Here is a 23876-nt window from a genome sequence, read left to right on the forward strand (position 1 = left end):
GCTCCCAATCTTTACATAGGCTTCCCCCCGAAATGATGGACATCAACGAGATTCGCGAATACCTGCCTCACCGTTACCCGTTCCTGCTGGTGGACCGGGTGGTGGAACTGGACACTGAAGGCAAGCGCATTCGCGCCTACAAGAATGTCAGCATCAATGAACCGTTCTTCAATGGTCACTTCCCGGCGCATCCGATCATGCCAGGCGTACTGATCATCGAAGCGATGGCTCAGGCTGCCGGGATCCTCGGTTTTAAAATGCTTGATGTGAAGCCTGCCGACGGCACGCTTTACTACTTCGTCGGTTCCGACAAACTGCGCTTCCGTCAGCCTGTGCTGCCGGGCGACCAGTTGATCCTCGAAGCCCGGTTCATCAGCTGCAAACGTCAGATCTGGAAGTTCGAGTGCCAGGCTTCGGTCGATGGCAAGCCAGTCTGCTCGGCTGAAATCATCTGTGCGGAACGCAAGCTATGAGTTTGATTGACCCTCGCGCAATCATCGATCCGTCGGCCGTTCTGGCTGACGGCGTCGAGGTCGGCCCGTGGTCGATCATCGGCGCAGGTGTGGAAATCGGCGAGGGGACCGTGATCGGGCCGCATGTAATCCTCAAAGGCCCGACGCGTATCGGCAAGCACAATCGCATCTACCAGTTTTCCTCGGTAGGCGAAGACACGCCCGATCTGAAGTACAAAGGTGAAGAGACCCGTCTGGTCATCGGTGACCACAACGTCATCCGTGAAGGCGTGACCATTCACCGTGGCACCGTTCAAGACCGATCGGAAACCACCCTGGGCGATCACAACCTGATCATGGCCTATGCCCACATCGGTCACGACAGCGTCATCGGCAACCACTGCATTCTGGTCAACAACACTGCATTGGCTGGTCACGTGCACGTTGATGACTGGGCGATCCTTTCCGGTTTCACTCTGGTTCACCAGTATTGCCACATCGGCGCCCACAGCTTTTCCGGCATGGGCACCGCCATCGGCAAGGATGTGCCAGCGTTCGTCACCGTGTTTGGCAACCCGGCCGAAGCGCGCAGCATGAACTTCGAAGGCATGCGTCGCCGTGGTTTCAGTGAAGACGCCATCCACACCCTGCGTCGCGCCTACAAAACCGTGTACCGCCAAGGGCTGACGGTCGAGCAGGCACTGGCTGAGCTGGTTGAGCCGGCGGCACAGTTTCCGGAAGTCGCGATATTCCGTGACTCCATCCAGTCGTCGACTCGCGGCATCACTCGCTGATCATGGCCAATCTGCGTATTGCGCTGGTGGCGGGTGAAGCTTCCGGTGACATTCTCGGCGCGGGTCTCATGCGGGCCCTCAAGGCACAGCATCCGGCGGTCGAGTTCATCGGCGTCGGCGGCCCGCTGATGCAGGCTGAAGGCCTGACCTCCTACTTTCCCATGGAGCGTTTGTCGGTCATGGGCCTGGTCGAAGTCCTCGGACGTCTGCGCGAGCTGCTCAAGCGCCGCAAAGACTTGATCGCCACGCTGATCGCCGAGAAACCGGATGTGTTCATCGGCATCGATGCCCCCGACTTCAACCTCAATATCGAACTGAAGCTGCGTCAGGCCGGGATCAAGACCGTGCATTACGTCAGCCCGTCGGTATGGGCGTGGCGGCAGAAGCGTGTGCTGAAGATCCGCGAAGGCTGCGATCTGATGCTGACGCTGCTGCCGTTCGAAGCAAAATTCTACGAAGAGAAGGGCGTGCCGGTGCGGTTCGTTGGCCACACGCTGGCCGATACCATTCCACTGGAGGCCGATCGCGCTGCGGCGCGCGCCGAGTTGGGCCTGCCCGATGGGCCGCTGGTAGCGTTGATGCCCGGTAGCCGTGGCGGCGAAGTGTCCCGATTGGGCGCCTTGTTTCTCGACACCGCCGAACGTCTGCGCGCCATGCGCCCAGGTGTGCGCTTTGTCATTCCGTGTGCCAACCCGGAGCGTCGCGCGCAGCTTGAAGAGTTGCTCGCCGGCCGCGATCTGCCGGTAACCCTGCTCGATGGCAAGTCGCATCTGGCGCTGGCCGCATGCAACGCGGTGTTGATCGCCTCTGGCACCGCGACCCTCGAAGCGCTGCTGTACAAACGGCCAATGGTCGTGGCTTACCGCCTGGCACCGCTGACGTTCTGGATTCTCAAGCGCATGGTCAAGAGCCCGTACGTGTCTTTGCCGAACCTCCTCGCCCAGCGCTTGCTGGTGCCAGAATTGTTGCAGGATGATGCGACAGTCGAAGCACTGGCTCAGACCTTGTCGCCGCTGATTGAAGGCGGCGAAGAGCAGACCCGTGGTTTCGACGAAATCCACCGCACGCTGCGGCTGGACGCTTCCAATCAGGCGGCGGACGCCGTCCTTAACCTGATCGGTCAGACACGATGAGCAAGACAAGCATGCAGATGGGCCTGGATTTCACCTTGGTCGCCGAAGTCGAAGAACTGGTCGCCGGTGTCGATGAAGTCGGGCGCGGCCCGTTGTGCGGCGCCGTGGTGACGGCAGCGGTGATCCTCGATCCGAACCGGCCGATTCTCGGCCTCAACGACTCGAAGAAACTCACTGACGCCAAGCGCGAAAAGCTCTACGACGAGATCATCGAGAAATCCCTGAGCTGGTGCATCGCCCGCGCCGAAGTCGAAGAAATCGACGAGCTGAATATCCTCCACGCGACCATGCTGGCCATGCAGCGCGCGGTCGCCGGTCTGCACATCCAGCCGAAACTGGCGATGATCGACGGCAACCGTTGCCCGCAACTGCCGATGCGCGCCGAAGCCGTGGTGCAGGGCGACGGCAAGGTGCCGGCCATTGCTGCCGCGTCGATTCTGGCCAAGGTCAGTCGTGATCGTGAAATGGCCGCGTTCGAATTGATCTACCCGGGTTACGGCATCGGCGGTCATAAAGGCTACCCGACGCCCGTTCATCTGGAAGCGTTGGTGCGGCTTGGCCCGACGCCGATTCACCGGCGCTCGTTCGCCCCGGTGCGTCAGGCTTATGAAGTGCTCGAAGGCCTGACGCAGGTTTAGTCGCAAGGCTGATGTTTTGCTCGAGGCCCGGTACAATCCGGGCCTTGTTGTCTCTATGTAACTGGACAGGATCACTATGCCGGCTTCATTCGTTCATCTACGCCTGCACACTGAATACTCGCTGGTCGACGGGCTGGTACGGATCAAGCCGCTGGTCAAGGCGCTGACCGCCATGAACATGCCGGCGGTCGCGGTCACCGACCAGAACAACATGTGTTCCCTGGTCAAATTCTATAAAAACACCATGGGCGCCGGCATCAAGCCGATCTGCGGCGCCGACCTGTGGCTGTCGAACAAAGACCCGGACGCACCGCTGAGCCGGCTCAGCCTGTTGGTGATGAACGCCAAGGGCTATCGCAATCTTACCGAGTTGATCTCGCGCGGCTTTATCGAAGGCCAGCGCAACGGCATGATCATTGTCGAGCGTGAGTGGGTCGCTGAAGCCAACGAAGGCCTGATCATGTTGTCCGCCGCCAAAGAAGGCGAGATCGGCATGGCATTGATCGGTGGCAACCCGGCAGAAGCCGAAGCCTTGGCGCGTGAATGGATGACGGTGTTCCCGGATCGTTTCTATCTGGAAATCCAGCGCACCAATCGTCCTAACGATGAAGAGCAACTGCACGGTGCCGTAGCGCTTGCCGACAAACTTGGCGCGCCGCTGGTGGCGAGCAACGATGTGCGCTTCATCAAGCAGGAAGACTTCGCCGCCCACGAAACCCGCGTCTGCATCGGTGAGGGCCGCGCCCTTGACGATCCGCGGCGTTCGAAGAATTACAGCGATCAGCAATACCTCAAAAGCGCCGAGGAAATGATCGAGCTGTTCAGCGACATTCCCGACGCGATTGAAAACACCGTCGAGATCGCCAAGCGCTGCAACATCGAAGTCAAACTGGGCACGCACTTCCTGCCCAACTTCCCGATTCCCGATGGCATGACCATCGACGAGTACTTCCGCAAAGTCTCCTTCGGCGGTCTCGAAGAGCGCCTGGCGGTGCTGCTGCCCAAGGACACCACCGAAGACTACGAAGCCAAGCGCCAGGTCTACGTTGATCGCTTGAATTTCGAACTGGATATCATCATCCAGATGGGTTTCCCCGGTTACTTCCTGATCGTTATGGACTTTATCCAGTGGGCCAAAAGCAACGGCGTACCGGTAGGTCCGGGCCGTGGTTCGGGTGCCGGCTCGCTGGTGGCCTACGTGCAGAAGATCACCGACCTCGATCCGCTGGAATACGACCTGCTGTTCGAACGATTCCTTAACCCGGAACGGGTCTCGATGCCCGACTTCGACGTCGACTTCTGCATGGACGGTCGTGACCGCGTAATTGATTACGTGGCCGAGAAATACGGGCGCAACGCGGTAAGCCAGATCATCACCTTCGGTTCCATGGCCGCCAAGGCTGTGGTGCGCGACGTGGCGCGGGTGCAGGGCAAGTCCTACGGTTTGGCGGATCGTCTGTCGAAGATGATTCCGTTCGAAGTCGGCATGACCCTGGAAAAAGCCTACGAGCAGGAAGAGATCCTGCGTGACTTCATCAAGGTCGATGAAGAGGCCGCAGAAATCTGGGAGATGGCGCGCAAGCTCGAAGGCGTGGTGCGTAACGTCGGTAAACACGCCGGTGGTGTGGTTATCGCCCCGACCAAGCTGACTGACTTCTCGCCGATCTATTGCGACGAGGCCGGTGACGGTCTGGTAACCCAGTTCGACAAGGACGACGTTGAAGCCGCCGGTCTGGTGAAATTCGACTTCCTTGGTTTGCGGACGCTGACGGTAATCGACTGGGCGCTGAAGACCATCAATCGCGACCGTGCCAAGGTCGACGAGCCTCCGCTGGACATCGCGTTCATCCCGCTCGACGACAAGCCGACGTACACGCTGTTGCAAAAAGCTGAAACCACAGCGGTGTTCCAGCTTGAATCGCGCGGCATGAAAGAGCTGATCAAAAAGCTCAAGCCCGACTGCCTGGAAGACTTGATCGCACTGGTGGCCCTGTTCCGTCCGGGCCCGCTGCAATCGGGCATGGTTGACGACTTTATCAACCGTAAGCACGGTCGCGCCGAGCTGGCGTATCCGCACTCCGACTATCAATACGAAGGCCTCAAGCCGGTATTGGCGCCGACGTACGGCATCATCCTGTATCAGGAACAGGTGATGCAGATTGCCCAGGTCATGGCCGGTTACACCCTCGGCGGTGCGGACATGCTCCGTCGGGCGATGGGTAAGAAAAAGCCCGAAGAAATGGCCAAGCAGCGCGGCGGTTTCATTGAGGGTTGCAAGACCAACAATATCGATGCCGACCTGGCCGGTAACATTTTCGACCTGGTGGAAAAATTCGCCGGTTACGGCTTCAACAAGTCTCACTCCGCCGCTTACGGCCTGGTTTCGTACCAGACTGCCTGGCTGAAGACTCACTACCCGGCACCGTTCATGGCCGCGGTACTGTCGGCGGACATGCACAACACCGACAAGGTCGTGACCTTGATCGAAGAAATTCGCACCATGAAGCTGCGTCTCGACGCGCCGGATGTGAATACTTCGGAATTCAAGTTCACGGTGAACGACGAAGGCCGCATCATTTACGGTCTCGGCGCGATCAAGGGTGTGGGCGAGGGGCCCGTTGAAGCGATTACTGAGGCGCGTGAGGACGGGCCGTTCAAGGATCTGTTCGATTTCTGCGCGCGGGTCGACCTCAAACGCATCAACAAGCGCACACTCGACGGTTTGATCCGCAGCGGTGCGCTGGATCGTCTCGGCCCGTTCTTCCATGAAGAGCAAAAGGCTTATCAGGCCAACATCGACCGCAACCGCGCGGTGCTGCTGGCTGCAATGGAAGAAGCGATCAAGTCCGCAGAACAGACCGCGCGCACCCACGACAGTGGTCACGCCGACCTGTTTGGCGGGCTGTTTGTCGAGGAAGACGCTGATGTTTACGCAGTGCATCGCAAGGCCAAGGAACTGACCCTGAAGGAACGCCTCAAGGGTGAGAAAGACACCTTGGGCCTGTATCTGACCGGTCATCCGATCGACGAATACGAAGGCGAGATCCGCCGTTTCGCCCGTCAGCGCATCATCGACCTGAAACCGGCCCGGGATACCCAGACCATCGCGGGGATGATCATTGCCCTGCGGGTGATGAAGAACAAGAAGGGCGACAAGATGGGTTTCATCACCCTCGATGACCGCTCGGGGCGCATCGAGGCGTCGCTGTTTGCCGATGCGTTCCATTCGGCGCAATCGTTGTTGCAGACCGACGCGATGGTGGTGGTCGAAGGCGAGGTCAGCAACGACGACTTCTCCGGTGGCCTGCGCCTGCGGGTCAAGCGAGTGATGAGCATGGAAGATGCGCGCACCAACCTTGCCGAGAGCTTGCGCCTGAAGCTGCAAACCCAGGATCTGAAAGGCGATCAGCTACGCTGGTTGGGTGATTTGCTCAAGCGTCATCGCGGTGCATGCCCGGTGACCATGGAATACACCAGCCCGGATGCGAAGACCTTGCTGCAGTTTGGCGAGACCTGGCGGATCGACCCGGCAGATGCGTTGATTCAAGCACTGCGTGACCAGTTCGGGCGAGACAACGTCTTCCTCCAATACCGTTGACCGGCAAGTGCCCTCATGGCGCTTGCCCGCAACCTGAATTTTTAATCTCGACCTCAGCGCGCCTCTCCCTTAAGGTAGGGCGCGAATAGACAACCGGCCGGCCCAAGCTCATTTGGGACACGACCCAAGACGGACGCCTATGAACCCGAATTTTCTAGATTTCGAACAGCCGATCGCCGACCTGCAAGCCAAGATCGAAGAGTTGCGCTTGGTCGGTAATGACAATTCGCTGAATATCGGCGATGAGATCTCCCGCCTGCAGGACAAGAGCAAAACGCTGACCGAAGACATCTTCGGCAAGCTGACCAGCTGGCAGATCGCACGCCTGGCGCGTCACCCGAAACGCCCGTACACCCTCGACTACATTCAGCACATCTTCACCGAGTTCGACGAACTGCACGGCGATCGTCACTTCTCTGACGACGCCGCCATCGTTGGTGGTATCGCCCGCCTGGAAGACCAGCCGGTGATGATCATCGGTCACCAGAAAGGCCGCGAAGTGCGCGAGAAGGTGCGCCGCAACTTCGGCATGCCGCGTCCGGAAGGCTACCGCAAGGCTTGCCGTCTGATGGAGATGGCCGAGCGTTTCAAAATGCCGATCCTGACCTTCATCGACACTCCGGGTGCTTACCCTGGCATCGATGCTGAAGAGCGCAACCAAAGCGAAGCGATCGCCTGGAACCTGCGCGTGATGGCGCGTCTGAAGACCCCGATCATCGCCACCGTTATTGGTGAAGGGGGTTCCGGCGGTGCGCTGGCGATTGGCGTCTGCGATCAGCTGAACATGCTGCAGTACTCGACCTACGCGGTGATCTCGCCGGAAGGTTGCGCGTCGATCCTGTGGAAAACCGCAGAAAAAGCGCCGGATGCTGCTGAAGCAATGGGCATCACCGCTGAGCGTCTGAAAGGCCTGGGCATCGTCGACAAGGTGATTGGCGAACCTCTGGGCGGCGCGCACCGTGATCCAGCCGCTGCGGCTGCGTCGATCCGTGCCGAGCTCAGCTCGCAACTGGCGATGCTGAAGAAGTTCGATAACGAAGCGCTGTTGAAGCGCCGTTATGATCGACTGATGAGCTACGGCCTCTAAGTCGAACGCAGTACCCCTGTAGGAGCTGCCGAAGGCTGCGATCTTTTGACTTTGTTTTTCAAGATCAAAAGATCGCAGCCTTCGGCAGCTCCTACAGGGATCTTTGAGAAGCGGCCCTCTCCATGAACTCATCGAAGAGCGATTTGTCTTCACGGCTTCTGCCGCACCTTGAGCCTTGGCGCAATGCCGCTCATTGGCGTATCGCGTTTTCCGGTGGTCTCGATTCCACCGTTCTGCTGCATCTGCTTGCCGATCTGGCAAAAAACGTATCACTCCCTCCGTTAAGCGCCATCCATATCCATCACGGCCTTCAGGCTGCGGCTGATGCGTGGCCGCAGCATTGCCAAGCAGTTTGCGATGCACTGGGCGTGCCGTTGCTGATTGAACGGGTGAAGGTGCAACCGGGCGCGAGTCTGGAGCGGGCGGCGCGGGATGCGCGGTACGCGGTGTTCAGTTCTCTGACGCAGGCCAATGATGTGTTGCTCACCGGTCAACATCGCGATGATCAGGCGGAAACACTGATGTTCCGGCTATTGCGCGGCGCGGGTGTACGCGGGTTGTCTGCGATGCCGGCGCAGCGGTCAGTGGGGCAGGGCACGCTCGTTCGTCCGTTGCTGGACATCTCCCGAGCCGAGCTGGAGGCGTACGCACAGGCTCATCAATTGAACTGGATCGAAGACCCGTCCAATCAGGATCGGCAATTCTCGCGCAATTATCTACGCCATCAAGTCATGCCGCTGCTGACCGGGCGCTGGCCGCAAGCGCAGGCGAGCATGGCTCGCAGTGCCGCGCATCAGCGTGAAGCGCAGGGGTTGCTCGATGAGCTGGCGCAGATGGACCTGGCGCAGGCCGCCGCGACCGCCCATGATTTCCAATGGCTGGGATTACCGTCGCTGAAGTTGACACCGCTGACCGCTCTGTCGGTTGCGCGTCAACGAAACGCGATCAGCCATTGGCTCGAGCCACTGACTCGTTTGCCTGACACCGACCATTGGTCGGGTTGGAGCGATCTCTGCGAGGCCGCTCATGATGCCTCGCCAATCTGGCGACTGGCCGATGGCGAGCTGCACCGCAGCGCCGGTCGGGTCTGGTGGCTCAGCGATGCCTGGCTGCGCGCGCCAGTGATCGGATGTGAGTGGCAGACGCCGTCGTCAGCGCTACGCTTGGCCGATAACGGACGTGTCATGTTTAGCGGGCAGGCTCCCGCCGGGCCGTTGCGCATTGGCTTTCGTCAGGGGGGCGAAGTGATGCAACTGGCCGATCGCGGTCATCGCGACCTCAAGCGCCTGTTCAATGAGCGCGCGGTACCGGGGTTCGTGCGTGGCAGATTGCCGCTGCTGTTTCGCGGTGACGAATTGCTCGCGGTGGCGAACCTGCCGGGGCTTGATGGCGATGGGCACGGCGGTTGGAAATTGCATTGGCAGCCAACAGACGAAGATCAAGGTTTGAGCTGAAAGGAGCATTCCGGTAGACTACGCTCCCTTCTTGATACAACTTCTGTGGATTCGCCTGAATTGCAGGAGTTGCCGATTACCAAGCAGTCTTTGCTGGGCGATTCCAAAAAATGTGTAGCGAGCAACGTACCGGCGTTTCATCTGCCGGTCTGTCCCAACGCGGCGGTTTTTTTGAAAGGTGCACTGTGATTAATGCAGGTGATCGGGGGCTTCGGCCTTCCTTCGCTTTCCCCGGCGGCTCGTACCGCTTTAACGCAGACTTCTAGGGTTTTTCATGACGCGCTACATATTCGTCACGGGCGGTGTTGTTTCTTCATTGGGGAAAGGCATTGCCTCGGCTTCATTGGCGGCTATCCTGGAGGCGCGGGGGCTTAAGGTCACCATGCTTAAGCTGGATCCGTACATCAACGTTGACCCGGGCACCATGAGCCCGTTCCAGCACGGTGAAGTGTTCGTCACCCACGACGGCGCCGAGACCGACCTGGACCTGGGCCACTACGAGCGGTTCATCCGCACGACCATGACCCAGAACAACAACTTCACCACTGGCCGTGTCTACGAACACGTGCTGCGCAAAGAGCGCCGTGGTGACTACCTGGGTGCAACCATCCAGGTGATTCCGCACATCACCGACGAAATCAAGCGCCGCATCATCAAGGGTGCTGGCGATGCTGACGTGGCCATGGTCGAAATCGGTGGCACCGTCGGTGACATCGAGTCGCAACCGTTCCTCGAAGCGATCCGTCAACTGCGTTTCGAAGTCGGCGCCAAGCGCGCGATGCTGATGCACCTGACGCTTGTTCCGTACATCGCCACCGCTGGCGAGACCAAGACCAAGCCAACTCAGCACTCGGTAAAAGAACTGCGTTCGATCGGTCTGCAACCAGACGTGCTGGTGTGCCGTTCCGATCACCCGATCGACGTCTCGTCGCGTCGCAAGATCGCTCAGTTCACCAACGTTGAAGAACGTGCGGTGATCGCGCTGGAAGACGCCGACACCATCTACAAGATCCCAGGCATCCTGCACTCGCAGGGTCTGGACGATTTCGTCGTTGAGCGTTTCGGTCTGCAGTGCGGTAGTGCCGATCTGTCCGAGTGGGAAGCGGTGGTTGACGCCAAGCTGAACCCGGAACACGAAGTGACGATTGCCATGGTCGGCAAGTACATGGAACTGCTGGACGCCTACAAGTCGCTGATCGAAGCGATGAGTCATGCCGGCATCAGCAACCGCACCAAGGTCAACCTGCGTTACATCGACTCCGAAGACATCGAAAACCAAGGCACTGCGCTGCTCGAAGGTGTCGACGCGATCCTCGTACCGGGCGGCTTCGGTCTGCGCGGCGTGGAAGGCAAGATTACTGCCGTGCAGTACGCTCGCGAAAACAAGGTTCCCTACCTGGGTATCTGCCTGGGCATGCAAGTGGCGGTCATCGAGTTCGCTCGTAACGTCATGGGCTGGAAAGACGCCAACTCCACCGAGTTCGACCGCGCCAGCGGTCACCCGGTTGTCGGTCTGATCACCGAGTGGGAAGACGCGACCGGCGCCGTTGAAGTGCGTACCGAAGCGTCCGACCTGGGCGGCACCATGCGCCTCGGCGCTCAGGAATGCCTGCTCGAAGCCGGCTCCAAGGTGCACGACTGTTACGCCAAGGATGTGATTGTCGAGCGTCACCGTCACCGTTACGAAGTGAACAACAAGCTGCTGCCACAACTGATCGAAGCCGGCCTGAAAATCTCCGGTCGCTCGGCTGACGCAGCGCTGGTTGAAGTGGTAGAAGCGGCCGATCACCCATGGTTCGTTGCTTGTCAGTTCCACCCTGAGTTCACCTCGACACCACGCGATGGCCACCCGCTGTTCAGCGGTTTCGTCAAAGCAGCGTTGGCTCAACACCAGAAGAAGGCGTAACCCCGATGGCACAGAAGATCATCCGCGTCGGCGACATCGAGATTGCCAACGACAAACCCATGGTGCTGTTCGGCGGCATGAACGTGCTGGAAAGCCGTGACATGGCCATGCAGGTTTGCGAGGAATACGTGAAGGTCACCGAGAAACTCGGTATCCCTTATGTGTTCAAGGCCAGTTTCGACAAGGCGAACCGGTCTTCTGTGACCTCCTATCGTGGTCCTGGCCTGGAAGAGGGCATGCGCATCTTCCAGGACATCAAACAAGCCTTCGGCGTGCCGATCATCACCGACGTCCACGAGCCTGATCAGGCCGCGGTCGTCGCTGAGGTCTGCGACATCATTCAACTGCCGGCCTTCCTGTCGCGCCAGACCGATCTGGTCGTCGCGATGGCCAAGACCAATGCAGTGATCAACATCAAGAAAGCCCAGTTCCTCGCGCCTCAGGAAATGAAACACATCCTGAACAAGTGCGTAGAAGCGGGTAACGATCAACTGATCCTCTGCGAGCGTGGTTCGAGCTTCGGCTACAACAACCTCGTGGTCGACATGCTCGGCTTCGGCATCATGAAGCAGTTCGAGTACCCGGTATTCTTCGACGTGACCCACGCCCTGCAAATGCCAGGTGGTCGTGCCGATTCCGCCGGCGGTCGCCGTGCACAGGTTCTGGATCTGGCCAAGGCCGGCATGAGCCAGTCGCTGGCGGGTCTGTTCCTCGAAGCTCACCCGGATCCGGACAATGCCAAATGCGACGGCCCTTGCGCCTTGCGTCTGGACAAACTGGAGCCATTTCTGGCCCAGCTCAAAGCTTTGGACGAACTGGTGAAGAGTTTTCCGACGGTAGAAACCGCGTAACACTCAATTCTCCGGTAAAGTACCGCACGATTTGTCGCTCATGCCCTCGGGCATGAGCGTTATCGTCTGCAAGTCTGCCCGCTGCACACCCCTTGCCGACGGTAAAAAGATTTCCTCTAGCTGCGTCGTTTTCGTCAACTTTGGAGTGTTTACAACAATGGCAAAAATCGTCGACATCAAAGGTCGTGAAGTTCTCGACTCCCGTGGCAATCCCACCGTGGAAGCGGACGTGCTTCTCGACAACGGCATCATCGGCAGCGCGTGCGCGCCATCCGGTGCATCCACTGGCTCGCGTGAAGCGCTCGAGCTGCGTGATGGCGACAAGAGCCGTTACCTGGGCAAGGGCGTGCTCAAAGCGGTAGCCAACATCAACGGTCCGATCCGCGATCTGCTGCTGGGCACCGACCCAAGCGACCAGAAAGCCCTGGATCACGCGATGATCAAGCTCGACGGTACCGAAAACAAAGCGACCCTGGGCGCCAACGCCATCCTCGCCGTGTCCCTGGCTGCGGCCAAGGCTGCTGCGCAGGATCAGGACCTGCCACTGTACGCACACATCGCCAACCTCAACGGCACGCCGGGTGTCTACTCGATGCCGGTGCCGATGATGAACATCATCAACGGTGGCGAGCACGCCGATAACAACGTCGACATCCAGGAATTCATGGTTCAGCCGGTTGGCGCCAAGTCTTTCTCGGAAGGTCTGCGCATGGGCACCGAGATTTTCCATCACTTGAAAGCTGTGCTGAAGGCCCGTGGCCTGAGCACTGCCGTTGGCGACGAAGGCGGTTTTGCACCGAACCTGGCGTCCAACGAAGACGCGCTGAAAGTGATCTCCGAAGCTGTCGCCAACGCCGGTTACAAGCTGGGCACCGACGTGACCCTGGCACTGGACTGCGCGGCGAGCGAGTTCTACGAAGACGGCAAATACAACCTGTCCGGCGAAGGCCAGGTGTTCACCGCTGAAGGTTTCGCCGACTACCTGAAAGGTCTGACCGAGCGTTACCCGATCATCTCGATCGAAGACGGCCTGGACGAGTCCGACTGGGCTGGCTGGAAGATCCTTACCGACAAGATCGGCGAGAAGGTTCAACTGGTGGGCGACGATCTGTTCGTGACCAACACCAAGATCCTGAAAGAAGGCATCGATAAAAAGATCGCCAACTCGATCCTGATCAAGTTCAACCAGATCGGCACCCTGACCGAAACCCTGGAAGCCATCCAGATGGCCAAGGCTGCCGGTTACACCGCAGTGATCTCGCACCGTTCCGGCGAAACCGAAGATTCGACCATTGCCGACCTGGCTGTGGGCACCTCGGCTGGCCAGATCAAGACCGGTTCGCTGTGCCGTTCCGACCGCGTTTCCAAGTACAACCAACTGCTGCGTATCGAAGAGCAGTTGAATGGCAAAGCCAAGTACAACGGTCGCAGCGAGTTCCGTGGCTGAGTACCAACTGATAAAAGGACACCGGATTGTGTCGAAAAAGTCGTGACAGCGATGGATTTGCCACTAATCTGATGCCTTAAAGCACAAGCCTGGATCTTTCCAGGCTTGTGCTATCAGATGCTTCAAAGTTTTGGCGTGGCTGTCTTTTTTCACTGGATACCTGATATTCGATGCGCAGTCCTTACTGGTTGTTTCTCGTTTTGCTCCTGCTGCTGGCCGGTCTGCAGTACCGCCTGTGGGTGGGCAATGGCAGTCTGGCGCAGGTCGCCGAGCTGAATCAGCAGATTGCTGATCAACACGCCGAGAACGAGGGTTTGCTGGAGCGCAACCGAGTGATGGACGCTGAAGTCAGCGAGTTGAAGAAAGGTATGGAGACCGTTGAGGAACGGGCTCGTCACGAGCTGGGCATGGTCAAGGACGGCGAAACCCTTTACCAGTTGGCCCAATGATCAATTCCCTGCCGGCCTTCTGGGCCGTGATTCCTGCCGCGGGCGTCGGTGCCCGAATGGCCGCGGACCGTCCCAAGCAATACCTGCAACTGGGCGGGCGCACAATTCTCGAACACAGCCTCGGCTGTTTCCTCGATCACCCAAGCCTCAAGGGTTTGGTGGTCAGTCTTGCTGTTGATGATCCTTATTGGCCGAATCTGGCCTGCGTCAGCGACTCGCGTATTCAGCGCGTTGAAGGCGGGGCCGAGCGCTCCGGGTCGGTGCTCAATGCCTTGCTGCACCTGCATGCGCAGGGTGCCGATGATGAAGATTGGGTACTGGTGCACGATGCGGCACGACCGAATCTGAGTCGCGAAGATCTCGACAAGTTACTCGATGAACTGGCGGATGATCCGGTCGGCGGATTGCTCGCAGTGCCTGCGCGCGACACCTTGAAACGGGTCGACAAGCACGGTCGGGTGGTGGAAACCGTCGATCGAAGTGTGATCTGGCAGGCGTATACACCGCAGATGTTTCGCCTCGGTGCGTTGCATCGGGCGTTGGCGGACAGTCTGGTTGCGGATGCCGTGATTACTGACGAAGCGTCGGCGATGGAGTGGGCGGGGCTGAAGCCGCGACTGATCGAAGGGCGCGCGGATAACCTCAAGGTTACCCGGCCGGAAGATCTCGAATGGTTGCGCCAGCGTTGGGCTAACCGCCGCTGAGTGCAGTGGCGCTTTTCAGATTGCATTCGCGAGCAGGCTCGCTCCCACATTTGATTTGCGCCTGACCCCAAATTGGCATTCACCGCCGATCCCCTGTGGGAGCGAGCCTGCTCGCGAAAGCGATAGTTCAGGCAACCCATCACTCAGCTTCGATACTCCGGCCGCTCAGCCAACCCCTCCTTCAAAAAATCCACCAACTTGCGCACCTTCGGCGACAGATGCCGCTGCTGCGGATACAGCGCCCACACCGCCGTATTCGGCGGCTGATGCGCCTCCAGCAACGAAATCAACGCGCCACTGTGCAGATGCTCCAACACGTAATAATCCGGCAACTGACACAGCCCGACGCCCTGCAACGCCGCATCCAGCACCGCCTGCCCACTGTTGCAACGCCAGTTTCCCTGCACGCGCTGAGAAAACTCCCGCCCATTCTGCTCAAGTTGCCAGATGTCCGAGCTGCCGATCAGGCAATTATGCCGGCTCAGTTCCGACAAACTGTGTGGGCGGCCATACCGCTCAACGTAGGACGGTGACGCGCAGAGAAACATCCGACGAGGCGCCAGCCGCGTCGCGACCAACCGCGAATCCTGCAGCCGCCCCAAACGAATCGCCAGGTCCAATCCTTCATGCACCAGATCGAGCTGGCGGTTGCTCAATTCGATATCGATGCGCAGCTGCGGATAAAGCCCCATGAAACGCGTCACCAGCGGCACGATAAAACGTTCGCCGTAAGCCACCGCGCAGGTCATGCGCAGCATGCCTTTCGGTTCGCTGGTCAGATCGCCGACCGCTCGCAACGCCTCTTCGCGACCGTCCTGCAAGCGTTGGCAATGTTGCAGAAAGGTTTGCCCCGCCTCGGTCAGTGTCACGCGACGGGTACTGCGATAAAGCAGACGCGTCTGAAGCCGCTCTTCCAATCGTACGATTTGTCGGCTGACATGGGAGGAAGAGACCCCAAGGCGCTCGGCAGCGGCGGTGAACTGGTTGCATTCGGCAACGGCGACGAACTCGTCGATACCTTCCCAGCGATTTTCGGACATCGGGATTATCCCTGTATGGCAATAATGTTTTGCTTTTGTCCTGATTATTCATCGTAAGGCCATGTATTACACTCCTTGTCTGGTTTTTTTATTTAATGGATTCACTGGAGAGTCAGCATGATCAAGTCGCGCGCCGCCGTTGCCTTCGAGGCCAAGAAGCCGCTGGAAATCGTAGAAGTCGATGTCGCCATGCCCAAGGCCGGTGAAGTGCTGCTGCGCGTGGTGGCTTCCGGGGTTTGCCACACTGACGCCTACACCCTGTCCGGCGCGGATCCGGAAGGCATCTTCCCGTCGATCCTCGGTCACGAAGGCGGCGCCATCGTTGAAGCGATCGGCGAAGGCGTGACCTCGGTTGCCGTCGGCGATCACGTGATTCCGCTGTACACCCCGGAATGCGGCCAGTGCAAATTCTGCAAGTCGGGCAAGACCAACCTGTGTCAGGCGATTCGCGCCACTCAGGGCAAAGGCCTGATGCCGGACGGCACTTCGCGTTTTTCCTACAAAGGCGAAACGATTTTCCACTACATGGGTACTTCGACGTTCTCGGAATACACCGTGTTGCCGGAAATCTCCGTGGCCAAGATCTCCAAGGATGCACCGCTGGAAAAGGTCTGCCTGCTCGGCTGCGGCGTCACCACCGGTATCGGTGCCGTGCTCAACACCGCCAAGGTCAAACCGGGTGACACCGTGGCCATCTTCGGTCTGGGTGGTATCGGCCTGTCAGCGGTGATCGGCGCAGTGAAAGCCAAGGCTGCGCGCATCATCGCCATCGACATCAACCCGGCCAAATTCGAGATCGCCAAACAACTCGGCGCAACCGACTGCGTGAACCCGAAAGACTTCGATCGTCCGATCCAGGAAGTGATCGTCGACATGACCGATGGCGGCGTCGACTTCTCCTTCGAGTGCATCGGTAATGTGCAACTGATGCGTGCAGCCCTTGAGTGCTGTCATAAAGGTTGGGGTGAGTCGGTGATCATCGGTGTTGCCGGTGCTGGTCAGGAAATTTCGACCCGTCCGTTCCAGTTGGTGACCGGTCGCGTCTGGCGCGGTTCGGCATTCGGCGGCGTGCGCGGTCGTACCGAGTTGCCAAGCTACGTCGACATGGCCCAAAGCGGCGAAATCCCGCTGGATACGTTCATCACTCACACCATGGGCCTGGAAGACATCAACAAGGCGTTCGACCTGATGCACGAAGGCAAGAGCATCCGTACCGTCATTCATTTCTGATCAATCGTTGGGACATGGCAGCAATTCGTGAAGGCTTGTTGCCGTGACCGCGTAGGAGTCTTTACATGAGTCTGGAAAACATCTCCTGTCAGAAGAGTTTCGGCGGTTGGCACAAACGCTATCGCCATCGCTCCGACGTGCTCGGTTGCGACATGGTGTTTGCTGTGTACCTGCCACCGCAGGCGGAGCAGGGCGGAAAACTGCCGGTGCTGTACTGGCTGTCGGGCCTGACCTGCACCGATGAAAACTTCATGCAGAAGGCTGGCGCGATGCGCATGGCCGCCGAACTGGGTTTGATCATTGTCGCCCCGGACACTAGCCCGCGTGGACCGGATGTCCCGGGTGATCCGGATGGCGCGTGGGATTTCGGTCTAGGCGCCGGGTTCTATCTGAATGCCACGCAGGAGCCTTGGTCGCGCCACTATCGGATGCATGACTATGTCGTGCAGGAATTGCCTTCACTGGTTGAGGCGCATTTCCCCGCTTCGGACAAACGCAGCATCAGCGGCCACTCCATGGGCGGCCACGGTGCGTTGGTCTGTGCGTTGCGCAATCCGGGTCGCTATCAATCGGTGTCGGCGTTTTCGCCGATCAACAATCCTATGGATTGCCCATGGGGGCAAAAAGCCTTTTCCCGTTTTCTGGGCGAAGACCGTTCGAAGTGGAAGGAGTGGGATGCCTGTGCGCTGATCGCCGAAGCGCACGAAAAACTGCCGCTGCTGGTCGATCAAGGCGATCGCGATGACTTCCTCGCTACCCAGCTCAAACCCGAAGCCTTGCAACAAGCAGCAAAACAAGCGGGCCATCCACTGACGTTGCGCCTTCAACCGGGCTACGACCACAGCTATTTCTTCATCTCAAGCTTCATAGACGACCACTTGCAGCATCACGCACGCGCCCTGCGCGGTTAATGCAGGTAGAATCACGCCCTGACAAAAATCGGGGCGTTTTTTTATGCGTATTGGCCACGGCTACGATGTGCACCGTTTCGCTGAAGGCGATTTCATTACTCTGGGCGGCGTGCGCATCGCACACAGCTTCGGGCTGCTCGCTCATTCCGACGGTGACGTCCTGCTGCACGCCTTGAGCGATGCCTTGCTCGGCGCTGCGGCGCTGGGTGATATCGGCAAACACTTCCCGGACACCGACCCGCAATTCAAGGGCGCCGACAGTCGTGCGCTGCTGCGTCATGTGGTCGCGCTGATCCATGGCAAAGGCTGGAAGGTCGGCAACGTCGATAACACCATCGTTGCCCAGGCGCCAAAAATGGCGCCGCATATCGAATCGATGCGCGCGCTGATCGCGGCGGATCTTCAAGTTGAGTTGGATCAAGTGAACGTGAAAGCTACCACCACCGAAAAGCTTGGCTTTGTCGGTCGCGAAGAAGGCATTGCCGTGCACTCCGTTGCCTTGTTGCTGCGCGCATGAACGAACTGCAATTGCTCGGCCCGCGTGCTTATGGCGAACCTCTCGGCAGCGCAGTACTGAAAGCTATCGCTGAAGATTTCCAGGTCGATGAAGTGCTCGATATCCCGTTCAGCGGCGACGGCGAGCACCTGTGGATCTGGGTCGAAAAGCGTGGCCTCAACACTGAAGAAGCCGCACGGCGTATCGCCAAGGCTGCCGGCGTGCCGCTGCGTACCGTCAGCTATGCCGGCCTCAAGGATCGTCAGGCGCTGACCCGCCAATGGTTCAGCGTGCAACTGCCGGGCAAGGCTGATCCGGACCTGTCGGCGGCGGAAAACGATACGCTGAAGATCCTCAAGACCACTCGCCATAAACGCAAGCTGCAACGCGGTGCGCACTCGGCCAACGGTTTCACCTTGCGCCTGACTCAGTTCACTGGCGACAAAGACGCGATTGAACAACGTCTGCAACTGATCGCCCAGCAAGGCATCCCCAATTATTTCGGCGCCCAGCGTTTCGGCCATGACGGCGGTAACGTCGTCGATGCGCGTTCGTGGGCGACGCGTAAAGCCTTGCCGGAGCAGCGCAACGTGCGTTCGCGTCTGCTGTCGACGGCGCGCAGCTTTCTCTTCAACAAAGTGCTGGCGGCGCGTGTGGCTGATGGCACTTGGCAAAAAGCTCAGGTTGGCGATCTGCTGGCGTTCACCGACAGCCGCAGCTTTTTTCCGGCCGGTGAAGCTGAATGCAGTGACCCGCGCCTGGCGATTCTCGATCTGCACCCGACAGGTCCGCAGTGGGGCGAAGGTGACTCGCCGACCGCAGGCGCTGTCCATGAACTGGAGCAGGAAATTGCCGCCGGTGAAGCCGAGCTGCGAGATTGGTTGATTCACGCCGGCATGAGCCACGAACGTCGCATCCTGCGGCTGCCCATTGGCGAGTTGACGTGGCATTATCCCCAGCCTGACATTCTGCAACTGGAATTCGTCCTCCCGGCCGGATGCTTCGCCACCGTATTGGTGCGCGAGCTCGTTGATCTGGTGCCGGTGGGGCAGACGGACAGCCCATGCGTATTCTGATTTCTAACGACGATGGGGTAACCGCACCCGGTCTTGCCGCGCTTTATGCTGCGCTGGCAGATTACACCGAATGCGTGGTTATCGCCCCTGAACTGGACAAAAGCGGCGCCAGCAGTTCGCTGACGCTTGACCGTCCGCTGCATCCGCAATATCTGGCCAACGGCTTCATCAGCCTCAACGGCACACCGACCGACTGCGTGCACCTGGGTCTGAACGGCTTGCTGGAGCGCGAGGCGGACATGGTGGTTTCCGGGATCAACCTCGGGGCCAATCTGGGTGATGACGTGCTGTATTCCGGGACAGTCGCCGCAGCGCTCGAAGGGCGATTCCTCGAACGTCCGTCATTTGCCTTTTCACTGGTCTCGCGTCAGGTGGATAATCTGCCAACGGCGGCTTACTTTGCGCGCAAACTGGTCGAGGCCCATGCCGGGCTTGATCTGCCGCCGCGCACGGTGCTAAACGTGAACATTCCCAATCTGCCGATCGAGCACATTCGTGGCATCCAGCTGACCCGTCTCGGCCATCGTGCCCGTGCGGCGGCGCCGATGAAAGTAGTCGATCCACGGGGCAAGGCCGGCTACTGGATTGCTGCTGCCGGAGATGCCGAAGACGGCGGGCCGGGCACCGACTTTCATGCGGTGATGCAGGGCTATGTGTCCATCACGCCGTTGCAGCTCGATCGCACCTTCAACGATGCTTTCAGGAACCTTGACGGCTGGCTGGAGGGACTGCGCTGATGGCCCGTGAGCACGAAGATCGATTGCGCAGCGGGATCGGCATGACCTCCCAGCGCACCCGCGAGCGCCTGATCCAGCGTTTATATGAAGAAGGCGTATCAAACGCCAAAGTGCTGGAGGTCATTCGCCGCACCCCGCGTCACCTGTTCGTCGATGAAGCGCTGGCTCATCGCGCTTACGAAGACACGGCGCTGCCGATCGGCAACAACCAGACCATTTCCCAGCCTTATATGGTGGCACGCATGAGCGAGCTGCTGTTGGAGGCGGGACCGCTGGATAAAGTGCTGGAGATCGGCACCGGCTCCGGGTATCAGACCGCTGTATTGTCGCAACTTGTCGAGCGGGTGTTCTCGGTGGAGCGCATCAAGGTACTGCAGGACCGCGCCAAGGAGCGCCTGGTCGAATTGAACCTGCGCAATGTGGTGTTTCGTTGGGGCGATGGTTGGGAAGGCTGGCCAGCACTGGCACCGTACAACGGCATCATCGTCACGGCGGTAGCCACCGATGTACCGCAAGCGTTGCTCGATCAACTGGCACCGGGTGGGCGCCTGGTGATTCCGGTCGGAGCCGGAGAAGTTCAGCAACTGATGCTGATCGTGCGCGAAGAAAATGGCTTTTCCCGACATGTTCTAGGTGCTGTTCGCTTCGTGCCTTTGCTCAACGGGCCACTGGCCTGAGCATTTATTGGCAGGCGCTGAATTCCTTTCGTTCGCCCATGTCTTACTCCGGCAACGATGGTTTAAACGCGCAGATTGTCAGCTTGCAAACGTGTGCGCGAAGCGATTTCGCTTCATTAAAGGTAAAGCCGATTCGGCCCGTTATACTTGCGACACCTCGTGCCGAAATCCGGCATTCCAAATTTTTCAGCCACCACAAAGGGAGCGGCGGGTGAGTCTCACAGTCATTGCGCAGCGTATGGGTAACACGAGCTTTCAGCGCCTGGTGACTGGCCTTGTCTTGAGCACCTTGCTGGTGGGTTGCTCCAGCACCAAATCGAACAATGTGCGCGTGGTCGATCGCAACAACGCGGTGGCGCAGCGTCCTACCGTAACGACTGGCCAGTATGTAGTCCGTCCGGGCGATACGATGTTTTCGATCGCATTTCGCTACGGCTGGGACTACAAAGCCCTCGCGGCCCGGAACAATATTCCTACGCCGTATACGATCCATCCGGGTCAGACAATTCGCTTCGATGGCCGCACCGGTTCAACGCCGACCGCGGTGGTGAGCAGCAGCAGTTCTTCGCCTTCCTCGTCGAGTAAAACCACGGTAATCCGGCGCCAGGCAAATGGCACGACGACCACTACAACCACCGGTTCTACGGGGGCTGCACCGTCCGTCGGCAACAAGTCAGCGCCTGCTCCACTGCCTCCCGCAGGCCCGGCCCCGACCGGCTGGGGATGGCCATCTAATGGCATTCTGATTGGAAAATTCTCTTCAAACGGTAGTTTGAATAAAGGAATTGATATCGCCGGAGATTTGGGACAGCCTGTTTTAGCTGCGTCTGATGGGACGGTGGTTTACGCCGGGAGTGGCTTAAGGGGCTACGGCGAATTAGTCATCATCAAACACAGCGAAACCTACGTCAGTGCCTACGGCCATAACCGCAGGCTTTTGGTTCGGGAGGGACAGCAGGTCAAGGTCGGACAGACAATTGCCGAAATGGGGTCAACGGGTACAGACCGGGTGAAACTGCATTTTGAGATTCGCCGCCAAGGTAAACCTGTGGATCCGCTGCAGTTCCTGCCAAGACGTTGATTTGTAAGCCAGCCTGTTCCGTCGCGTAGAGGGGACAGGCTCCAGCGCTGCCAAGGATAAAGGCGTCGCTTGAGCTTGGGGTCGAACTCACCAAAGGACTATAACAATGGCTCTCAGTAAAGAAGTGCCGGAGTTTGACATCGACGATGAGGTTCTCCTTATGGAGGCCGGCATCGATTCGGATTCTTCGATGTCGAATGATGAAGGGGCTGCTCCACCTTCCGTTCGTTCCAAATCCAAACAATCTGCGTCACTTAAACAACACAAGTACATCGATTACACGCGGGCACTTGATGCCACGCAGTTGTATCTCAACGAAATCGGCTTTTCCCCACTGCTCTCTCCGGAGGAAGAAGTTCATTTTGCGCGCTTGTCGCAAAGTGGCGATCCCGCCGGGCGCAAGCGCATGATTGAAAGTAACCTGCGGCTGGTGGTGAAAATCGCCCGGCGTTACGTCAATCGGGGGCTGTCGCTGCTGGACCTGATCGAAGAGGGCAACCTCGGACTGATCCGCGCGGTGGAAAAGTTTGACCCTGAACGCGGCTTCCGCTTCTCGACCTACGCGACCTGGTGGATTCGTCAGACCATCGAGCGCGCGATCATGAATCAGACCCGGACCATCCGGTTGCCGATCCATGTGGTCAAGGAGCTCAACGTGTACCTGCGGGCTGCACGGGAGCTGACGCAAAAGCTCGACCACGAACCTTCACCCGAAGAAATCGCCAACCTGCTGGAAAAACCGGTGGGTGAGGTCAAGCGCATGCTGGGCCTGAACGAACGGGTTTCTTCGGTCGACGTCTCGCTGGGTCCGGATTCGGATAAAACCCTGCTGGACACCCTCACCGATGATCGTCCGACCGATCCCTGCGAGCTGCTGCAGGATGACGACCTGTCGCAGAGCATCGATCAATGGCTGTCGGAGCTGACCGACAAGCAGCGCGAGGTGGTTATTCGCCGCTTTGGCCTGCGCGGCCACGAGAGCAGCACGCTGGAAGATGTAGGCCTGGAGATCGGCCTGACCCGGGAGCGGGTGCGGCAGATCCAGGTGGAGGGCCTCAAGCGCCTTCGCGAGATCCTCGAGAAGAATGGCCTGTCGAGCGAGTCGCTGTTCCAGTAAGCGCCTCGGACGACCGCCCGCAAAAAGCCCCGACTGGTTCGGGGCTTTTTGTTGCCTGCTGCTTTTGATGTCGGTGCTGTTGCTTGTGCAGGAGCTGCCGAAGGCTGCGATCTTTTGATCCTGGTTCAAGATCAAAAGATCGCAGCCTTCGGCAGCTCCTGCACGGGAGGGTTTGTAGTCTTGTGCTGTAAGCCTTGGCTTACTCTTCCGTAGGTGTTCGTTATTTTTACACTTCGGTAGACGACTACTCAGTCAGTCGACTAGAAATAACTGACTGATAAATAAGCTTAATTTTAAATATGAAGCGGTTATGACAAACGATTTCGGCGCCAATGGTCGATTGCTCCCGCCGCAGAACTCTCTAGTATCTGAATTGTGTCGACGGACAGACACGCCCTTCAAGGAAGAGGGGAACGGACATCGCAGGAAGCGATTCATCAGGACGATGAAAAGGAATACAGGGAATAGGGAAAAAATGTGGGCGGGTCATACCGCCCCTTTTTTTTGCCCGTAGAAAAGTCAGCATGCGCAGCTTGGCGTCTCTGTCGGAGGCATTGCGCGAAAAAAAAGGCCCCTAAGGGCCTTTTTGTCGAACGCGAGACAGATCAGCGTTCGAGGTCTTTGATCTTGCCTTTGACGCCATCCCACTCTTCGGCATCCGGCAGCGATTCTTTCTTCTCGGTGATGTTTGGCCAGATTTCTGCGAGATCAACGTTCAGTTGAATGAATTCCTGCATGTCCTCTGGGACTTCGTCCTCGGAGAAAATTGCCACAGCGGGGCATTCCGGTTCGCACAGGGCGCAGTCGATGCACTCATCCGGGTGAATCACCAGGAAATTCGGGCCTTCGTAAAAGCAGTCCACCGGACAGACTTCTACGCAGTCGGTGTACTTGCACTTGATGCAGTTGTCGGTGACGACGAAGGTCATTTCTAATTTTCTCCTCAGGCGGCGGCAGCGTTGCCCCTTCACGGTTGGGGTCGCCAGGTTCGGGAGCGA

At 58.8% G+C, this 23876-nt stretch carries 22 protein-coding genes; 20 read left to right on the forward strand and 2 right to left on the reverse strand.

Annotation, left to right across the window (positions count from 1 at the left end):
• Positions 1–32: 32 nt before the first annotated feature.
• The 12 genes from fabZ (at position 33) to ispD (ending at position 14513) form a co-directional block, all read left to right on the forward strand.
• Entirely contained in the window at positions 33–473 is a 441-nt protein-coding gene (gene fabZ / locus CQ009_RS15760; RefSeq protein WP_025110881.1) for a 3-hydroxyacyl-ACP dehydratase FabZ, read from the forward strand.
• Positions 470–1246, forward strand: coding sequence for an acyl-ACP--UDP-N-acetylglucosamine O-acyltransferase (lpxA, locus tag CQ009_RS15765; RefSeq protein ID WP_064393182.1), 777 nt, complete (start codon positions 470–472; stop codon positions 1244–1246). Before fabZ ends, lpxA begins: the two co-directional genes overlap by 4 nt.
• Before the next feature lie 2 nt (positions 1247–1248).
• Positions 1249–2379 carry a lipid-A-disaccharide synthase gene (gene lpxB, locus CQ009_RS15770; RefSeq protein WP_064393181.1) on the forward strand — a complete coding sequence of 377 codons (1131 nt, stop codon included), beginning with the start codon at positions 1249–1251 and terminating at the stop codon, positions 2377–2379.
• A gap of 11 nt (positions 2380–2390) precedes the next feature.
• Positions 2391–3017 (forward strand): ribonuclease HII, encoded by a 627-nt coding sequence (gene rnhB / locus CQ009_RS15775; RefSeq protein ID WP_105707337.1) that lies wholly within the window; start codon positions 2391–2393, stop codon positions 3015–3017.
• Between the two features lie 76 nt (positions 3018–3093).
• Positions 3094–6615, forward strand: coding sequence for a DNA polymerase III subunit alpha (dnaE, locus tag CQ009_RS15780; RefSeq protein ID WP_105707339.1), 3522 nt, complete (start codon positions 3094–3096; stop codon positions 6613–6615).
• A 139-nt stretch (positions 6616–6754) separates the two neighbouring features.
• Positions 6755–7702, forward strand: coding sequence for an acetyl-CoA carboxylase carboxyltransferase subunit alpha (locus tag CQ009_RS15785; RefSeq protein WP_064393178.1), 948 nt, complete (start codon positions 6755–6757; stop codon positions 7700–7702).
• A gap of 122 nt (positions 7703–7824) precedes the next feature.
• The gene (gene tilS / locus CQ009_RS15790) at positions 7825–9156 is read left to right on the forward strand and encodes a tRNA lysidine(34) synthetase TilS (protein WP_105707343.1); all 1332 of its coding nucleotides are present in this window, start codon (positions 7825–7827) and stop codon (positions 9154–9156) included.
• Positions 9157–9430: 274 nt separating this feature from the next.
• Positions 9431–11062, forward strand: coding sequence for a CTP synthase (locus CQ009_RS15795; RefSeq protein WP_105707346.1), 1632 nt, complete (start codon positions 9431–9433; stop codon positions 11060–11062).
• Between the two features lie 5 nt (positions 11063–11067).
• Positions 11068–11913, forward strand: a complete 846-nt coding sequence (gene kdsA / locus CQ009_RS15800; protein WP_016985082.1) for a 3-deoxy-8-phosphooctulonate synthase — start codon at positions 11068–11070, stop codon at positions 11911–11913.
• 157 nt (positions 11914–12070) lie between these two features.
• A complete protein-coding gene (eno, locus tag CQ009_RS15805; protein ID WP_042557893.1) occupies positions 12071–13360 on the forward strand; it encodes a phosphopyruvate hydratase in 1290 nt (429 codons plus the stop codon).
• 170 nt (positions 13361–13530) lie between these two features.
• On the forward strand, positions 13531–13809 hold the full coding sequence (ftsB, locus tag CQ009_RS15810) for a cell division protein FtsB (protein WP_007908838.1): 279 nt from the start codon (positions 13531–13533) through the stop codon (positions 13807–13809).
• Positions 13806–14513 (forward strand): 2-C-methyl-D-erythritol 4-phosphate cytidylyltransferase, encoded by a 708-nt coding sequence (ispD, locus tag CQ009_RS15815; RefSeq protein WP_105707348.1) that lies wholly within the window; start codon positions 13806–13808, stop codon positions 14511–14513. Before ftsB ends, ispD begins: the two co-directional genes overlap by 4 nt.
• Positions 14514–14656: 143 nt before the next feature.
• Here the strand turns inward: ispD and CQ009_RS15820 are convergent, their stop codons facing one another.
• Positions 14657–15553: a LysR substrate-binding domain-containing protein gene (locus CQ009_RS15820; RefSeq protein ID WP_105707350.1), complete on the reverse strand. Its 897-nt coding sequence runs from the start codon at positions 15551–15553 to the stop codon at positions 14657–14659.
• A gap of 117 nt (positions 15554–15670) precedes the next feature.
• Between CQ009_RS15820 and CQ009_RS15825 the strand changes: the two genes are divergently transcribed.
• From CQ009_RS15825 to rpoS, 8 genes are all read left to right on the forward strand, one after another.
• The gene (locus CQ009_RS15825) at positions 15671–16783 is read left to right on the forward strand and encodes an S-(hydroxymethyl)glutathione dehydrogenase/class III alcohol dehydrogenase (protein WP_008081726.1); all 1113 of its coding nucleotides are present in this window, start codon (positions 15671–15673) and stop codon (positions 16781–16783) included.
• Between the two features lie 65 nt (positions 16784–16848).
• Positions 16849–17694 carry an S-formylglutathione hydrolase gene (fghA, locus tag CQ009_RS15830; RefSeq protein WP_105707353.1) on the forward strand — a complete coding sequence of 282 codons (846 nt, stop codon included), beginning with the start codon at positions 16849–16851 and terminating at the stop codon, positions 17692–17694.
• Positions 17695–17737: 43 nt separating this feature from the next.
• Entirely contained in the window at positions 17738–18211 is a 474-nt protein-coding gene (ispF, locus tag CQ009_RS15835; protein WP_064393172.1) for a 2-C-methyl-D-erythritol 2,4-cyclodiphosphate synthase, read from the forward strand.
• Complete coding sequence (gene truD, locus CQ009_RS15840) at positions 18208–19266, forward strand: tRNA pseudouridine(13) synthase TruD (protein WP_105707355.1); 1059 nt, start codon at positions 18208–18210, stop codon at positions 19264–19266. Before ispF ends, truD begins: the two co-directional genes overlap by 4 nt.
• Complete coding sequence (gene surE / locus CQ009_RS15845) at positions 19254–20003, forward strand: 5'/3'-nucleotidase SurE (RefSeq protein ID WP_105707357.1); 750 nt, start codon at positions 19254–19256, stop codon at positions 20001–20003. Before truD ends, surE begins: the two co-directional genes overlap by 13 nt.
• A gap of 41 nt (positions 20004–20044) precedes the next feature.
• Positions 20045–20680: a protein-L-isoaspartate(D-aspartate) O-methyltransferase gene (locus CQ009_RS15850; protein WP_177330992.1), complete on the forward strand. Its 636-nt coding sequence runs from the start codon at positions 20045–20047 to the stop codon at positions 20678–20680.
• A gap of 211 nt (positions 20681–20891) precedes the next feature.
• The gene (locus CQ009_RS15855) at positions 20892–21761 is read left to right on the forward strand and encodes a peptidoglycan DD-metalloendopeptidase family protein (RefSeq protein WP_064393168.1); all 870 of its coding nucleotides are present in this window, start codon (positions 20892–20894) and stop codon (positions 21759–21761) included.
• 106 nt (positions 21762–21867) lie between these two features.
• Positions 21868–22878 (forward strand): RNA polymerase sigma factor RpoS, encoded by a 1011-nt coding sequence (gene rpoS / locus CQ009_RS15860; protein WP_064393167.1) that lies wholly within the window; start codon positions 21868–21870, stop codon positions 22876–22878.
• A gap of 605 nt (positions 22879–23483) precedes the next feature.
• Here rpoS and fdxA read toward each other — a convergent pair.
• Complete coding sequence (gene fdxA, locus CQ009_RS15870) at positions 23484–23807, reverse strand: ferredoxin FdxA (RefSeq protein WP_064393166.1); 324 nt, start codon at positions 23805–23807, stop codon at positions 23484–23486.
• Between the last annotated feature and the right edge of the window lie 69 nt (positions 23808–23876).

Source organism: Pseudomonas sp. MYb2 (genome assembly GCF_002979955.1).
Classification (GTDB): domain Bacteria; phylum Pseudomonadota; class Gammaproteobacteria; order Pseudomonadales; family Pseudomonadaceae; genus Aquipseudomonas.

Bases quoted from the DNA above. Each gene is read 5' to 3' on its own strand.
- surE (WP_105707357.1), top strand. From the start codon at position 19,254: ATGCGTATTCTGATTTCTAACGACGATGGGGTAACCGCACCCGGTCTT.
- tilS (WP_105707343.1), top strand. From the start codon at position 7,825: ATGAACTCATCGAAGAGCGATTTGTCTTCACGGCTTCTGCCGCACCTT.
- rpoS (WP_064393167.1), top strand. From the start codon at position 21,868: ATGGCTCTCAGTAAAGAAGTGCCGGAGTTTGACATCGACGATGAGGTT.
- CQ009_RS15785 (WP_064393178.1), top strand. From the start codon at position 6,755: ATGAACCCGAATTTTCTAGATTTCGAACAGCCGATCGCCGACCTGCAA.
- CQ009_RS15850 (WP_177330992.1), top strand. From the start codon at position 20,045: ATGACCTCCCAGCGCACCCGCGAGCGCCTGATCCAGCGTTTATATGAA.
- CQ009_RS15795 (WP_105707346.1), top strand. From the start codon at position 9,431: ATGACGCGCTACATATTCGTCACGGGCGGTGTTGTTTCTTCATTGGGG.
- ftsB (WP_007908838.1), top strand. From the start codon at position 13,531: ATGCGCAGTCCTTACTGGTTGTTTCTCGTTTTGCTCCTGCTGCTGGCC.
- truD (WP_105707355.1), top strand. From the start codon at position 18,208: ATGAACGAACTGCAATTGCTCGGCCCGCGTGCTTATGGCGAACCTCTC.
- lpxA (WP_064393182.1), top strand. From the start codon at position 470: ATGAGTTTGATTGACCCTCGCGCAATCATCGATCCGTCGGCCGTTCTG.
- dnaE (WP_105707339.1), top strand. From the start codon at position 3,094: ATGCCGGCTTCATTCGTTCATCTACGCCTGCACACTGAATACTCGCTG.
- rnhB (WP_105707337.1), top strand. From the start codon at position 2,391: ATGCAGATGGGCCTGGATTTCACCTTGGTCGCCGAAGTCGAAGAACTG.
- ispF (WP_064393172.1), top strand. From the start codon at position 17,738: ATGCGTATTGGCCACGGCTACGATGTGCACCGTTTCGCTGAAGGCGAT.
- CQ009_RS15825 (WP_008081726.1), top strand. From the start codon at position 15,671: ATGATCAAGTCGCGCGCCGCCGTTGCCTTCGAGGCCAAGAAGCCGCTG.
- lpxB (WP_064393181.1), top strand. From the start codon at position 1,249: ATGGCCAATCTGCGTATTGCGCTGGTGGCGGGTGAAGCTTCCGGTGAC.
- fabZ (WP_025110881.1), top strand. From the start codon at position 33: ATGATGGACATCAACGAGATTCGCGAATACCTGCCTCACCGTTACCCG.
- CQ009_RS15820 (WP_105707350.1), bottom strand. From the start codon at position 15,553: ATGTCCGAAAATCGCTGGGAAGGTATCGACGAGTTCGTCGCCGTTGCC.
- kdsA (WP_016985082.1), top strand. From the start codon at position 11,068: ATGGCACAGAAGATCATCCGCGTCGGCGACATCGAGATTGCCAACGAC.
- fghA (WP_105707353.1), top strand. From the start codon at position 16,849: ATGAGTCTGGAAAACATCTCCTGTCAGAAGAGTTTCGGCGGTTGGCAC.
- eno (WP_042557893.1), top strand. From the start codon at position 12,071: ATGGCAAAAATCGTCGACATCAAAGGTCGTGAAGTTCTCGACTCCCGT.
- ispD (WP_105707348.1), top strand. From the start codon at position 13,806: ATGATCAATTCCCTGCCGGCCTTCTGGGCCGTGATTCCTGCCGCGGGC.
- fdxA (WP_064393166.1), bottom strand. From the start codon at position 23,807: ATGACCTTCGTCGTCACCGACAACTGCATCAAGTGCAAGTACACCGAC.